Origin of the sequence: Streptomyces sp. NPDC090445, from assembly GCF_044769385.1 — a bacterium.
In the GTDB taxonomy this organism is placed as follows: Bacteria; Actinomycetota; Actinomycetes; order Streptomycetales; family Streptomycetaceae; genus Streptomyces.
The window spans coordinates 1-14197 of the sequence record NZ_JBIVXV010000017.1; the positions used below are offsets into that span (position 1 = coordinate 1).

Genomic DNA, 14197 nt, shown 5'->3' on the forward strand with positions numbered 1-14197 from the left:
ACCCGTACTACGCGGCCGAACGCGGCCTCGTCGACGACGTCATCGACCCCGCCGAGACCCGCGAGACGCTGATCGGCGCCCTCGCGATGCTCCGCAGCAAGCACGCCGATCTGCCGTCCCGCAAGCACGGCAACCCGCCGCAGTAACGAGCGAAGGAGACCTGCCACCCATGAGTCTGAGCACGATGAACCGCGCTGCCGACACCCTGCTGCGCGTCGAGAAGGGCAACGCCGAGCCGGAGGAGCTGGCCGCGATCACCGCGATCCTGCTCGCCCGCGCCGCCGCCACGCCGGAAGCCCGCCCGACGCACCGCATCGGCACCCAGGCCGGCTGGCGCCGCCTGGAGCGCGCCCGGGGCTTCCGCGCCCCGCACAGCTGGCAGGGCTGACCCGCAGCTGCCCTCCGTCAGGCCCCGCACCCTCCCCGGATCCGTCCCGGGCCCAGGGTGCGGGGCCTGACGCATTGCGCCACCGTGCCCTCGCCGCGGCGACCGCCGTGCCCGGCGTTCGGCATCTGAAGTGCCGACCGGGAACCCGCACACGGGACCCACGGTGCCCGCCGCGGCGGCAGGGGCGGCTGGGAGCCTCCCTGCGGGCCTCCCGGGACCCTGTTGGACCGAAGGGCTGCCGGGCGCGCACCAGGGCCTCAGGAGGCCGCGTACGGCGGGAACGGGAAAGGCCCCGTGTCCACAGGGACACGGGGCCTTCGCGTACGCGCTGCGCAGTGCTACCGCAGCCGTGCCATGAGGGCGTGCTCGACGAGGGTGATGAGCGCGCTCTTGGCGTCGGCCCGGTGGCGGGCGTCGGTGGTGATGATGGGGGCGTCCGGGCCGATCTGGAGGGCCTCGCGGACTTCTTCGGGGGTGTAGGGCTGGTGTCCGTCGAAGCCGTTGAGGGCGATGACGAAGGGCAGGCCGCTGTTCTCGAAGTAGTCGACGGCGGGGAAGCAGTCGGCGAGGCGGCGGGTGTCGACGAGGACGACGGCGCCGATGGCGCCGCGGACGAGGTCGTCCCACATGAACCAGAACCGGTCCTGTCCGGGGGTGCCGAACAGGTAGAGGATGAGGTCCTGGTCCAGGGTGATGCGGCCGAAGTCCATGGCGACGGTGGTCGTCGTCTTGTCCCCGGTGTGGGTGAGGTCGTCGATGCCGGCGGAGGCGCTGGTCATCACGGCTTCGGTGCGCAGCGGGTTGATCTCGGAGACCGCGCCGACGAACGTGGTCTTGCCCACGCCGAAGCCGCCCGCCACCACGATCTTCGCCGAGGTGGTGGAGCGAGCCGCTCCGCCGTTAGAGCTTGCGAAGTCCACTGAGCACCCTTTCGAGCAGTGTCACATCTGGCTGGCCACCGGCGGATTCGTCGCCGCCGGGCTGGTGAATGGCGACAAGGCCCGCCTCCGCCAGGTCGGCGACGAGAATGCGGGCGACACCAAGAGGAATGGAGAGAAGTGCCGAGATCTCCGCAACGGATTTGATCTCCAGGCACAGGCGGCAGATGCGCTGGTGCTCGGGCAACTGCCCTTGCATCCGCGCGGGGTCTGCCGTGGTACTGACCAGCGCCTCGATGGCGAGCTGGTAGCGCGGCCGCGTACGGCCGCCGGTCATCGCGTACGGGCGCACCAGCGGGTTGTGGGCCTTGGGAGCCTGCGGCTGACCGCCCCGGTGGGGCTGCTGCGGAGGCCGCTGGGGCACCTGGTGCTGGGGCTGGCCGTACGGCTGTTGCTGGTAGGGAGACTGCTCCGGCACGGGCCGGCTTGGCGCGGAGGGGAAGTTGAAGCGGTTCTGGTCGTGCCCACCCTGCGGCTGCTGAGAGCCGCCATAAGGATGTCCTCCGGGTGTTGTCACGTCTCCTCCTCCGACTCCAAGAACGCAGTACTCCCTGTGGAACCGCGCCACCGCACCCTACGGTGCGATGGCGCGAAACGCACTGCCTGTTTGCTAGTTGAGAAGGCTTCCCTGCAGTTCGGCGCGCAGGTCCGGGGTGAGGACCGTGCCCGCTCGATCCACGAGGAGGGCCATCTCGTAGCCGACGAGACCGATGTCGCACTCGGGGTGCGCGAGCACCGCGAGCGAGGACCCGTCGCTGATGGACATGAGGAAGAGGAATCCCCGGTCCATCTCGACGACAGTCTGGTTGACGGCGCCGCCCTCGAAGATGCGGGAGGCTCCGGCGGTCAGCGAGGTCAGACCGGAGGCCACGGCCGCCAGCTGATCCGCGCGGTCACGCGGGAATCCATCGGACATCGCCAGAAGGAGGCCGTCGGCGGAGACCACCACCGTGTGGGACACCCCGGGGGTGTTGTCCACGAAGTTGGTGATCAACCAGTTAAGGTTCTGTGCCGCCTGGCTCATCGGGCTCACACTAACGCTCCTGGTCATAGCTGTTACTTGACTGCTCAGTACCCGCGCTCCGGCCCTGCTGGACACCGCGCCGCAGGTTGCTCAACCTGCCGCGCACGTCCTCCGGAGCCCGGGAGACCTGGGGGCCGTTCTGCGGAGTCGTCTCCGCCGAACCTTCGACCAGGTTGGCCTTGGGCACCCGCCGAGGCAGACCGGACGCGGTGACCCCGCCCGCCTTCGGCTCACGGAGCTTTCCGGCTGCCGACCAGCGCTCGTCGTTCTTCGAGCGCCAGGCGTCGCTGCCCGTCTCGCCCTGCTCCGCGGCGGCGGGCTGCTGCTGTCGCGGCGACCGCTGCTCGAAGAGGGATCCGGGGGACTCCGCTTCCTGCTGCGCCGGCTGCCGCTGCTGCTGGCTGCCGCGGCGCGGCAGGCCCGCACCGGTCATCTGGTGACCGGCGTCGGCAGCGGCGCCCGGACGATCGAAGCCTACGCGGTCCGCGGCGGGTTCGGGAGCGACCTGGGGTTCCGATTCAGTCCCGTACCCCTGCTGGTAGCCATCGGAGTACGTGTTCTGCTCGGGCCACTCCGCATGCTGCGACTGGGCAGCGTAGCCGTTGTCGTAACCCTGCGCGTCCTGCTGAGGCTGCTGGTAACCCGCTTCCGCATAGGGGTAGTCCTGCTGCGGGTAGCCCTCGTAGCCCTGCTGGTCAGCGTGGGCCTGCTGCTCGTCGTACGAGGCGTCATAGCCCTGCGAGGGCTGCTGCTCGAACTCCGGATACGGCTGGTAGCCGTGCTCCGGCTGCGGTTCCGCATACTCCTGCTGCGCAGCGTAGTCGTCGGCCGGGGCCTGCGGCTGGTGCAGCTGCGCCTCCAGCGCCGCACGGCGGTCCTGCTGGCCGAGGGAGCGGCCGACCGCGTTCAGGCCGCCTTCGGCGCCCTGACCGTCGTAGCGGGAGTCGTCGAAGCCGAGTTCGGCGGCCGTGCGCATCGGCGCGGCCTGCTGGACGTGCTGCTCCGGGATCATCGAGGAGACGGTGAACTCGTCGTCCGGGATGCCCTCGCCACCGCCACCGTGGGTGATCGCGTCGGGGAGCATGACGAGCGACGTCGTACCGGCCGCCTCGCCCGAAGGACGCAGCTGGACGCGGATGTTGTGCCGGTCCGCCAGGCGGCCGACCACGAAGAGGCCCATGCGCTGCGAGATCGCGGCGTCCACGGTCGGCGGGTTGGCCAGCTTGTGGTTGATGTCCGCGAAGTCCTCGGCGGTCAGGCCGATGCCCTTGTCGTGGATCTCGACCATGACGCGGCTGTCCGGCAGACGCGTGGCGTTGACGCGGACCTTGGTCTGCGGGGAGGAGAACGTCGTGGCGTTCTCCAGCAGCTCGGCGAGCAGGTGCACGAGGTCGGTCACGGCCTGGCCGTGGATCTCGGCCTCGGAGACGTTCGACAGCTCGATGCGCTCGTACTGCTCCACCTCGGAGGAGGCGGCGCGCAGCACGTCGACGAGGGGCACCGGCTGGTCCCAGCGGCGGCCCGGCTCCTCGCCCGCGAGGATGAGGAGGTTCTCGCCGTTGCGGCGCATACGGGTGGCCAGGTGGTCCAGGCGGAAGAGGTTCTCCAGCTGGTCCGGGTCGGCCTCGTTGTTCTCCAGCTCGGTGATCAGGGTCAGCTGGCCCTCGATCAGCGACTGGTTGCGCATGGAGAGGTTCGTGAAGATCGCGTTGACGTTCCCTCGCAGGAGCGCCTGCTCGGCGGCGAGCCGGACGGCCTCCCGGTGGACCTGGTCGAAGGCGCGGGCAACCTCGCCGATCTCGTCCCGGGAGTCGATCGGGATCGGCGCGACGCGGGTGTCGACCTTGCCCGGGTCGGTCCGCGAGAGCTGGTCGACGAGCATCGGCAGGCGCTGCTCGGCGACGTCGAAGGCGGCGGAGCGCAGGCGGCGCATCGAGCGGCTCATCTGGCGGGCCACCATGGCGGCCAGGATGAAGGCGGCGAGCAGGGCCACGACCACCGCGGCGCCGGTCCAGATGGCGACGTTGCGGGCGTCGTCGGAGACCGTGACGGTGTCCTTGACGGCCTTGTCGAGGAGATCCTTCTCGATCTCGACGTAGCCCTCGAACTTGGCGGTGGCACCGGCCTGCCAGGCGGCCGGCGTGACGCCGATCTTCGCCAGGGCGGCGGGCTTGTCGCCCCGGGCTATCGCATCGGTCATGCCCGTGAGCACCGAGCCGTTGACCGTGGGCGGAGTCGTGAACGTGGTCCCGCTCTGCTCCGCCTGCGCCTTCGCGGCGGCGAGCTTCGCAGCCCCGTCCTGGGACTTCTTCTGCATGACGTCCTTGAAGCGGTTGACGTCATCGGCGGTGCCCGCGGCGATGTACTCGCCGACCGCGATCTCCTCGAGGTAGGCGTACGAGGAGAAGGCGACGAGCTGGGCCTTGCGGACCTCTTCGTCGGGGTTCGGGCGGACCAGCAGGTGCGTGCCGATGGAGCGCTGGAGCGACTCGGCGGCCTTGGCCAGCTCGATCGCGTAGACCATGCGCCCGTAGCTGGTCACGTTGCCGGTGCCCAGCCCCAGTTCATTGGAGAACTGCATCAGGTAGTGCTGGACGAGGAGGTAGCCGTCCTCGGTCGGGATGGGACCCAACTGGTTGGCGGAGGGGTTCTTCTTCGCCGTCTCGGGAGCCTTGAAGGCCGACTGGCGGACCAGCGACAGCTTGGGCTCCTCCTGGCGGAAGAGCTGCAGGCGCCGCTCCAGACCCTGGTTCTTCGGCAGGTCCTTGACGGCCTCGGCGAACTTGGCCTTCGCCTCGTTGGTGGCGTCGTAGGCCTTCGTGACCGCGGGGTTGTTCGCGTCGCCCTTCAGCAGCGGCTCGGCCGTGAGGTCGCGCTCGTTGAGCAGCGCCTGGCCGTATTCCGCCGCCGCCTGGACGATGCGGGCGGTCTTCTCGGCGTCCTTGGCCTCGTTCCAGGTGTCGAGGGATCCCTTCACCTGGAAGCCGCCCATGACCAGGCCGACGAGGACCGGTACGAGCAGGATGGCGTTCAGACGGGTCGCCACACGCCAGTTGCGGGGCGAGAACCTGCTGGTGCTGCCGCTCTTCGGCGCCGGTTCCACGGGCGCGTCGACGGGCGACGCGCCCGCGCGCTGCGGCGGGGTGAAGTTGCCGCGCGCGGATTCATCCACGGGGCTCGACTTGCTTCGCCTCACTCGACCAACAACCTCTCGGCGGTGCTACTAGCTGGTTAGTTGAATTCCAGCATGGTCAAGGGCCGTGTTCCAAACAGTTGGTTCCGGCCGGTCCCCGAGACCTTCGACACACGTAAAACGGACATAAAGAGCGAGCGGCGGAAAAAAGGGGGCCGCATGTGCGCGCAGCGGTACCGCCCGAACGCACGGTGTGCAGGTCTGGGGGCAATTCTCTGTCGAAACGTTATGAACGGGAAGGGCGGGCCGTGTCGTATGACACAGCCCGCCCTTCCGGTCCGCACGACAGGCCCGGTTACTTCAGCCGTGCCATGAGGGCGTGCTCGACGAGGGTGATGAGCGCGCTCTTGGCATCGGCCCGGTGGCGGGCGTCGGTGGTGATGATGGGGGCGTCCGGGCCGATCTGGAGGGCCTCGCGGACTTCTTCGGGGGTGTAGGGCTGGTGTCCCTCGAAGCCGTTGAGGGCGACGACGAAGGGCAGGCCGCTGTTCTCGAAGTAGTCGACGGCGGGGAAGCAGTCGGCGAGGCGGCGGGTGTCGACGAGGACGACGGCGCCGATGGCGCCGCGGACGAGGTCGTCCCACATGAACCAGAACCGGTCCTGTCCGGGGGTGCCGAACAGGTAGAGGATGAGGTCCTGGTCCAGGGTGATGCGGCCGAAGTCCATGGCGACGGTGGTCGTCGTCTTGTCCCCGGTGTGGGTGAGGTCGTCGATGCCGGCGGAGGCGCTGGTCATCACGGCTTCGGTGCGCAACGGGTTGATCTCGGAGACCGCGCCGACGAACGTGGTCTTGCCCACGCCGAAGCCGCCCGCCACCACGATCTTCGCCGAGGTGGTGGAGCGAGCCGCTCCGCCGTTAGAGCTTGCGAAGTCCACTGAGCACCCTTTCGAGCAGTGTCACGTCCGGCGTGCCGCCGGCCTCTCCGTTGCCCGGCTGGTGGATGGCCACCATGCCGGCCTCTGCCAGGTCGGCGACGAGGATCCGGGCCACACCGAGCGGCATGGACAGCAGTGCGGAGACCTCCGCGACCGACTTGACCTCGCGGCACAGCGTGCAGATGCGCTGGTGCTCGGGCAGCAGGCCGGACAGGTGCATCGGATCGGCCGTGGTGCTGACCAGCGCCTCGATGGCGAGCTGGTAGCGCGGCCGGGTCCGTCCGCCGGTCATGGCGTACGGGCGCACGAGCGGCTGGTCGCCCTCCGAGTACGACGAATCGTCGTACGCATCGGAATAGGCGGGGGGCGGGGTCATTGATCCTCCGGGCTGGACAGCAGTGGTCAGCGTGCCGTCTGACGGGGCGGCCGGTGGGGGGACGGTATGACGGCCTGACGGTGGTACTGGGCACTGGGGCGGGGGCCCCGCTTCCCCGGCCGGAAGTACCGTCCGGCCGGGGAATGGTCAGTCAGATGAGCAGGCTTCCCTGCAGTTCGGCGCGCAGGTCCGGGGTGAGGACCGTGCCCGCTCGATCCACGAGGAGGGCCATCTCGTAGCCGACGAGACCGATGTCGCACTCGGGGTGCGCGAGCACCGCGAGCGAGGACCCGTCGCTGACGGACATGAGGAAGAGGAATCCCCGGTCCATCTCGACCACGGTCTGGTTGACGGCGCCGCCCTCGAAGATGCGGGAGGCTCCGGCGGTCAGCGAGGTCAGACCGGAGGCCACGGCCGCCAGCTGATCCGCGCGGTCACGCGGGAATCCATCGGACATCGCCAGAAGGAGGCCGTCGGCGGAGACCACCACCGTGTGGGACACCCCGGGGGTGTTGTCCACGAAGTTGGTGATCAACCAGTTCAGGTTCTGTGCCGCCTGGCTCATCGAACTCAACTAACGCTCCTGCTGGTAAGTGGGGTCGATGTGGTAACTGCCGGTCTCCGGGCCGTTGTTTCCGGCCTGGCGACCCTGCTGGATACCGCGTCGGAGGTTGGTCAGACGACCCCGGACGTCATCCGGTGCACGCGAGACCTGGGGACCGGCCTGAGTGTCGGTCTGCTGCTGCGCGGTGCCGGCCACGAGGTTCGCCCGCGGAACTCGGCGGGGCAGCCCCGAAGTGGTGATGCCGCCGGCTGCGGGCTGGCGCACGCGCTCGGCCTGGCGCATCAGTTCGTCGTTCGGCGAGGAACGCCAGCTGACGGTCGGCGGCGTGCTGCCGTTCGCCGTCTGGGCGGACTCGGCCGAAGGCTCCTGGCCGCGCTGCGGCATCGGCTGCTGCGGGCGCTGGCGCGGAGCGGGCGCCGAGGCCGGAGGGGCGGCCTGCGGCTGCTGGAACGCGGACGGCGCCTGCCCGGACGGCTGGGAGCCGTCCTGCGGGTACCAGTTCGACTCCAGAGTGTCGAAGATCGGACTGCGCTCGCCGCCCGGGCCCCCGGCCGGCGGCAGGGCCTCCGGCTGCGGAGCCTGCGGGAGCTGGGGAGCCTGCGGCGGCGGCGGGAAGCTGCCGACGCCCGGGCCGCCGGGCCGCGGGGCCTGGAACTCGGGGCGGGCGAACTGTCCCGTGGTGGACGGGTCCGCCTGGCCGCGCATGTCCGGACGCTCGAACTGCCCGGTCGTGCTGTTGCCGCCGGCCTGCGGTCGCGGGGCACCGAAGTCCGGGCGCGGGAACTCGGCCGTGGAGCCGGGACCCGAGAGCTCGTCGTGGCCGCGCGGGACCTCCTGGCCGCCGTGGCGGGCCGGGGCGGCGCCCCAGCTGGTGGCCTGCGGTGCCCCGGCGGACGGACCGCCGGCGGCGCCGGCGCCGGCACCCGGGAGCTCCGGGCGCAGGGAGCCGTCACGCGGCGGCAGCTGCGGCCGGGCACCGCGCTGGGCCGGGGCCTCGGGGGCCTGCCCCGCGGGGGCGGCGGGCTGCGGCGGCTGCGGCCGCTCGAAGCCGTTGCCCTGCGGGAAGCCGGCCTGGCCGGAAGCGCCGGAAGCGCCGGAGGCGGCAGGGGCGGAGGCGGGACGGCCCTGGGGGCCGCCGGCGGGACCGCGGCCCGGCAGCGGGCTGTTGCCGCCGAAGGAGCCCTGGCCACCCTGGCCGGTCGGGGCACCGCCCGGCGCACCCGGCATGCCGGGGCCGCCCTGCGGACGCCCGCCGGGACCGCTCTGCTGCGGACGGCCGGGGAGGCCCTGCGGAGCGCCGGCGCCGCCCTGCTGGGCCAGCGCGGCACGCTGGCCCATGGCCGCGGCCACGCCGCTGCGCTGGGGGCCGGAGCCCACGGGCGGGCGGGCACCGCCGCCGCCCGGGCCGGAACCCTGGCCGCCGGAGCCGCCGGGGCCGCCCTGCTGGCCGGCGGCACCCTGGCCGCCGGGGCCGCCGGGCTTCTTGCCGCCCTGGGCGACGTCCACCGGGAGCATGACGAGGGCCGTCGTACCGCCGGAGTCGGACGGGCGCAGCTGAATGCGGATGCCGTGTCGCAGGGACAGGCGGCCGACCACGAAGAGGCCCATGCGGCGGGAGACGGAGACGTCCACGGTCGGCGGCGCGGCGAGCCGCTCGTTGATCGCGGCGAGGTCCTCGGGGGAGAGGCCGATGCCGGTGTCGTGGATCTCGACGAGCACGCGGCCGTCGGGCAGCGCGTGACCGGTGACCTTGACCTTGGTCTGCGGGGAGGAGAACGACGTCGCGTTCTCCAGCAGCTCGGCGAGCAGGTGCACGAGGTCGTTGACGACGCGGCCGGCGACCTCGGTCGCCGGGACCGCGGCCAGTTCGATGCGCTCGTACTGCTCCACCTCGGACGCGGCGGCGCGGAGCACGTCGACGAGCGGGACGGGGCGGGTCCACCGGCGGCCCGGCTCCTCGCCCGCGAGGACGAGGAGGTTTTCGCCGTTACGTCGCATGCGGGTCGCGAGGTGGTCGAGCTTGAAGAGCGAGGACAGCTGGTCCGGGTCGGCCTCGCGCGACTCCAGTTCGGAGATGAGCGAGAGCTGACGCTGGATGAGGCCCTGGCTGCGGCGCGAGAGGTTGGTGAACATCGCGTTGACGTTGCCCCGCAGAAGGGCCTGCTCGGCGGCGAGGCGGACCGCCTCGCGGTGCACGTCGTCGAAGGCCGCGGCAACCTGGCCGATCTCGTCGCGGGTGTGCAGGCCGACGGACTCCACGGACGTGTCGACGTCCTGCGGGTCGGACTCGGACAGCTGCTTGACGAGCTCGGGCAGGCGTTCCTGGGCGACCCGGGTGGCGGTGTCCTGCAGGCGGCGCAGCGAGCGGATCATGGACCGGGCCATGACGAAGGCGCCGACGAGGGAGACGCCGAGCACGAGGAGGATCAGGGCACCGTTGATGATCGCGTCGCGCTGCGACTCGCTCTTCAGCTCACGGGCCTTCTGCTCCATGTCCTCGAGCAGCGTCAGCTCGATGACCTTCATGGCCTGGAGCTTGGTGTCGTCCGCGTCGTACCAGTCCATCCAGGACTTGTACTGCGTCTCCTTGCTGAACTGGTCCTTCGTGGACAGGACGCGGCGGGTGTAGTGGTCCGCCTTGCCGATCTCCGGGTTGCCGTCGCCGAGCGAGGCGAGGAGGTCCTCGGTCTTGCCCTGGTAGACGAGTTCGAAGGTCTTCTTCGCCTGGCTCTCGCCGCGGAGTGCGGAGAGCGCGTAGAGGCGGTCGTTCTCGGTGAGCGTGCCGGCCTTCTCGTTGCTGTCGGGCAGCGAGGCGGCGATGATCGCGCGCTGGATCGAGGCGTATTCCTTGGCGGAGGAGAACGCCGCCAGGGCACGCGTACGCTTGATCATCTCGGGGCTGGACGTGGCCTGGGCCATGTCCTGGGAGAGCGAGAGCAGCGAGACGATCAGCGAGTTGTACTCGGTGACGGTCTGCTGGGCACCGTTCTGGTACGCCTTCTTGCGGATCGCCTCGATCTCGGTGAGCTGACGGCCGATCTGCAGGATGTTGTTGCGGATCGACTTGAGCGTCTCGTCCTTGTCCTCCGTGGCGTCGACCTTGTCGGTCGCGGCGGCGAAGGACTTGAGGGCGCCATCGGTGTTCGCCCGGACACCCTGGGTGAGGCTGTCGGGCTTGCCCGACTTGTCGATCGACAGCGGACCCGCCGACTTGTCGCGCTCCTCCTGGAGCGCGGCGGCCAGGTTGGTGGCCTGACGCGTCATCGTCGTCAGCAGCTGCATGTGCTCGAGCTGCGAGATGTCGTTGAGCGAGTCGTTGATGCGGAAGCCACCGAGCGTGGTGGCGGCGACGACAGGCAGGGTCAGCAGCGACACCAGTCGCGTGCTGATTCGCCAGTTCTGCATGTGCAGACGCGATCCGGGCCCGGCAGGGGCCTTCGGTATCGCGGTGTCCTTGTCGGCCGGCTCCTCGACCGCGGCCTTCCCCTTGGACTTGCCCCTGGGCTTGATGCGGGAGGCCTTGCTCTTCGCTCCCGAGGGGCCGGGTCCCGTGCCTTCGAGGGCCGGCGCGCGGCCCTGGGCGTGCTGGGGCGATGAGCCTCGGTCGGTCCCGCCGCGCGGGTCCTGCTCCGCAGCAGCGTCCCCTCTGCCCTGAAGGGCCTGGGGAGACCCCTTGCCGTCCCTCTTGAATCGTCCCTGCACTAGCGTCGCAACCTCTGGACCAGGCGTCCCGCCGGGCGACCGGTGGGACGGTGTCGAGTCGTGGGGCGCTGTCGCGGCCCCATGGTGGTCGTCGGTGACCGGCGCGTCTCCTACTTCACCGCCGCTCGGCGCGGTCTCGCGCCACCTGCGCGCCGGCTGTCTCGCGCGGCGGTCTCGCGCATTCCAGCACAGTGCCGGACCTCCAACAAGGTGCACGGACCGGCCCTGCAGATCATCGACGGAACGTGAGGGTGTGACTACGCCGCGTGTGGCGCCTTTCGGGGCGAAATGGACTTACACGATTCAAATGCAACAGCCGTCAAGGTGTCCCAGTCGAGATGATCAGGAGCGGAATGGCTGATTCAGTGGCGTAATGTCCGTTTCGCCGCTTCGGGTTGACCGTCTGTTATGTCCGGATTGCCGGGTCGCTGGTGAGCAAACTCACATGGCCGAGGCCGATAGTTCCCGGTTCAGGGCGCGAATCGGATGTTTAGCCTTGCCCTTTACAGGGTTGAAGGAACCGACAACCCCACCCGACAACCGAGCCGAGGGCCCGAGACTCCGATGAAGACGACGATGATGTTCCGCAACATAGCCAACCCGCGCCGCACCACCCTCGCGCACCTGAAGGACGCCGAGGAGCTGCAGTCGGCCCCGGCTCCGGAACACGCCGTCGAGCTGCCGACCCAGACCGCGAACCCGCGCCGCACCGTGCTGATGCACGCCCCGGCGGCCGCACCCGCCGCCGAGTAAAGGAACGCGAAGCCCCGCCCCCGCCGCGCTAGCCTGGAGTCCGCAGACTCCAGCCAGCGGAAATAAACAGAGGGGCAGGCGCAAGACGTGCGCATCGCCAGGTTCTCGATCGACGGCAATGTCGCGTTCGGCGCGGTCGAGGGCGGCACCGCCCCCGGCGCCGAGGGCGAGCTCGTCCTCGACATCATCAAGGGCATCCCGTTCGCGGACTTCGAGCTCTCCGGCACGAAGGTCCCGCTGAGCAAGGTCCGGCTCCTGCCGCCCGTGCTCCCGAACAAGGTCGTGGCCGTCGGCCGCAACTACGCGGAGCACGCGGCGGAGCTCGGCAACAAGGTCCCCGAGGCCCCCATCACCTTCTTCAAGCCGTCCACCTCGGTGGTCGGCCCGGGCGACCCGATCACGTACCCGTCCTTCTCCCAGGACCTCCACCACGAGGCGGAGCTCGCCGTGGTGATCGGCCGGATGTGCCGCGAGGTCCCGCGGGAGCGGGTCAAGGACGTCATCCTCGGCTACACCTGCGCCAACGACGTCACCGCCCGCGACGTGCAGCAGCGCGAGCAGCAGTGGGCCCGCGCGAAGGGCTTCGACAGCGCCTGCCCGCTCGGCCCCTGGATCGAGACCGGCCTGGACCCGGCGGCGATCGCCGAGGGCCTGGCCGTCCAGTGCACCGTCAACGGCGAGCAGCGCCAGCTCGGCAGCACCCGCGACATGGTCCGCTCCGTCGAGGACCTGGTCGTGCACATCAGCGAGGCCATGACGCTGCTGCCCGGCGACGTCATCCTCACGGGGACCCCGGCCGGAGTCGGCCCCCTCAACGTCGGCGACGAGGTCGCCGTCACCATCGAAGGCATCGGCACTCTCACCAACAAGGTGATCAAGCGTGGCTAACGCGACCCCCGTCCGCGTACGTTTCTGTCCCTCCCCGACCGGCAACCCCCACGTGGGCCTGGTCCGGACGGCCCTGTTCAACTGGGCGTTCGCCCGCCACCACGGCGGCACGTTCGTCTTCCGCATCGAGGACACCGACGCGGCGCGCGACTCCGAGGAGTCGTACGACCAGCTCCTCGACTCGCTGCGCTGGCTCGGCTTCACCTGGGACGAGGGTCCCGAGGTGGGCGGCCCGCACGCCCCGTACCGCCAGTCGCAGCGCATGGACGTCTACGCGGACATCGCGCAGAAGCTCAGGGACGGCGGCTACGCGTACGACTGCTACTGCACCACCGAGGAGCTCGACGCCCGCCGCGCGGCCGCCCGCGCCGCCGGCAAGCCCTCCGGCTACGACGGCCACTGCCGCGAGCTGACCGCCGTGCAGCTGGAGGCGTACCGGGGCGAGCACCGCACGCCGATCGTCCGCTTCCGGATGCCCGACGAGCCGATCACCTTCACCGACCTGGTCCGCGGCGAGCTGACCTTCACCCCGGAGAACGTGCCGGACTTCGGCATCCTGCGTGCCAACGGCGCCCCGCTCTACACGCTCGTCAACCCGGTCGACGACGCGCTGATGGAGATCACCCACGTGCTCCGCGGCGAGGACCTGCTGTCCTCCACCCCGCGCCAGATCGCGCTGTACAAGGCGCTGATGGAGCTGGGGATCGCCAAGGGCGTCCCGCAGTTCGGCCACCTGCCGTACGTCATGGGCGAGGGCAACAAGAAGCTCTCCAAGCGCGACCCCGAGTCCTCGCTCAACCTGTACCGCGAGCGCGGCTTCCTCTCCGAGGGCCTGCTGAACTACCTCTCGCTCCTCGGCTGGTCCTTCTCCAAGGACCAGGACATCTTCTCGATCGAGGAGATGGTGGCGAAGTTCGACATCACCGAGGTCAACGCCAACCCGGCCCGCTTCGACCTGAAGAAGGCCGAGGCGATCAACGCCGACCACATCCGCCGGCTGGACGAGAAGGCCTTCGCGGACGCCTGCGCCCCGTGGCTGCAGGCCCCGTTCGCGAACTGGGAGCCCGAGGAGTTCGACGCCGAGGCCTGGGCCGTCATCGCCCCGTACGCCCAGACCCGCGTGACCGTCCTGTCGGACATCACCGCCAACGTCGACTTCCTGTTCCGCAAGGAGCCGGTCGAGGACCAGGCGTCCTGGGACAAGGCCATGAAGGGCGAGCCCGCGGCGCTGCTCACCACCGCGCGCGGCCACCTGGAGGCGGCCGACTGGAGCGACCCCGAGGCCCTCAAGCAGGCCGTCCTGACCGCCGGCGAGGCCCACGGCCTCAAGCTCGGCAAGGCCCAGGCCCCGGTCCGCGTGGCTGTCACCGGCCGCACCGTCGGCCTGCCGCTCTTCGAGTCGCTGCAGATCCTGGGCAAGGAGCGCTCGCTGGCCCGCATCGACGCGGCCCTGGCGAAGCTGGCCGCCGCCGCGTAGGCGGCAGGCGCCACCG

General features: G+C 70.5%; 13 protein-coding genes. 5 read left to right on the forward strand and 8 right to left on the reverse strand.

The genetic code is table 11. The features are described 5' to 3' along the window. A partial coding sequence (locus ACIQUT_RS26665; protein WP_403566515.1) for a carboxyl transferase domain-containing protein occupies window positions 1–146 on the forward strand: 146 nt, incomplete at its 5' end. Between the two features lie 38 nt (window positions 147–184). Next, entirely contained in the window at window positions 185–388 is a 204-nt protein-coding gene (locus ACIQUT_RS26670) for an acyl-CoA carboxylase subunit epsilon (RefSeq protein ID WP_403566516.1), read from the forward strand. Window positions 389–726: 338 nt separating this feature from the next. Here ACIQUT_RS26670 and ACIQUT_RS26675 read toward each other — a convergent pair whose 3' ends face one another. The 8 genes from ACIQUT_RS26675 to ACIQUT_RS26710 form a co-directional block, all read right to left on the reverse strand. Beyond that, entirely contained in the window at window positions 727–1308 is a 582-nt protein-coding gene (locus ACIQUT_RS26675) for an ATP/GTP-binding protein (protein WP_037792108.1), read from the reverse strand. Further along, window positions 1289–1843, reverse strand: a complete 555-nt coding sequence (locus ACIQUT_RS26680; protein WP_403566321.1) for a DUF742 domain-containing protein — start codon at window positions 1841–1843, stop codon at window positions 1289–1291. The genes ACIQUT_RS26675 and ACIQUT_RS26680 overlap by 20 nt, the downstream gene beginning before the upstream one ends. A gap of 93 nt (window positions 1844–1936) precedes the next feature. After that, complete coding sequence (locus ACIQUT_RS26685; RefSeq protein WP_114058494.1) at window positions 1937–2350, reverse strand: roadblock/LC7 domain-containing protein; 414 nt, start codon at window positions 2348–2350, stop codon at window positions 1937–1939. Window positions 2351–2360: 10 nt separating this feature from the next. Further along, the gene (locus tag ACIQUT_RS26690; RefSeq protein ID WP_403566323.1) at window positions 2361–5546 is read right to left on the reverse strand and encodes a nitrate- and nitrite sensing domain-containing protein; all 3186 of its coding nucleotides are present in this window, start codon (window positions 5544–5546) and stop codon (window positions 2361–2363) included. 292 nt (window positions 5547–5838) lie between these two features. Continuing rightward, complete coding sequence (locus ACIQUT_RS26695) at window positions 5839–6420, reverse strand: GTP-binding protein (RefSeq protein WP_403566325.1); 582 nt, start codon at window positions 6418–6420, stop codon at window positions 5839–5841. Then, the gene (locus tag ACIQUT_RS26700) at window positions 6401–6796 is read right to left on the reverse strand and encodes a DUF742 domain-containing protein (protein WP_125541140.1); all 396 of its coding nucleotides are present in this window, start codon (window positions 6794–6796) and stop codon (window positions 6401–6403) included. Before ACIQUT_RS26700 ends, ACIQUT_RS26695 begins: the two co-directional genes overlap by 20 nt. 151 nt (window positions 6797–6947) lie before the next feature. Continuing rightward, a complete protein-coding gene (locus ACIQUT_RS26705) occupies window positions 6948–7361 on the reverse strand; it encodes a roadblock/LC7 domain-containing protein (protein WP_162793327.1) in 414 nt (137 codons plus the stop codon). Window positions 7362–7370: 9 nt separating this feature from the next. Next, entirely contained in the window at window positions 7371–11063 is a 3693-nt protein-coding gene (locus ACIQUT_RS26710; protein ID WP_403566326.1) for a nitrate- and nitrite sensing domain-containing protein, read from the reverse strand. A 564-nt stretch (window positions 11064–11627) separates the two neighbouring features. Here ACIQUT_RS26710 and ACIQUT_RS26715 point away from each other — a divergent pair. The 3 genes from ACIQUT_RS26715 to gltX all read left to right on the forward strand — a co-directional run bounded on the left by ACIQUT_RS26715 (window position 11628) and on the right by gltX (window position 14181). Continuing rightward, entirely contained in the window at window positions 11628–11816 is a 189-nt protein-coding gene (locus tag ACIQUT_RS26715; protein ID WP_403566328.1) for a hypothetical protein, read from the forward strand. A gap of 87 nt (window positions 11817–11903) precedes the next feature. Further along, entirely contained in the window at window positions 11904–12704 is an 801-nt protein-coding gene (locus ACIQUT_RS26720; RefSeq protein WP_403566329.1) for a fumarylacetoacetate hydrolase family protein, read from the forward strand. Further along, window positions 12697–14181 (forward strand): glutamate--tRNA ligase, encoded by a 1485-nt coding sequence (gene gltX / locus ACIQUT_RS26725; protein ID WP_403566331.1) that lies wholly within the window; start codon window positions 12697–12699, stop codon window positions 14179–14181. Before ACIQUT_RS26720 ends, gltX begins: the two co-directional genes overlap by 8 nt. Window positions 14182–14197: the final 16 nt, after the last annotated feature.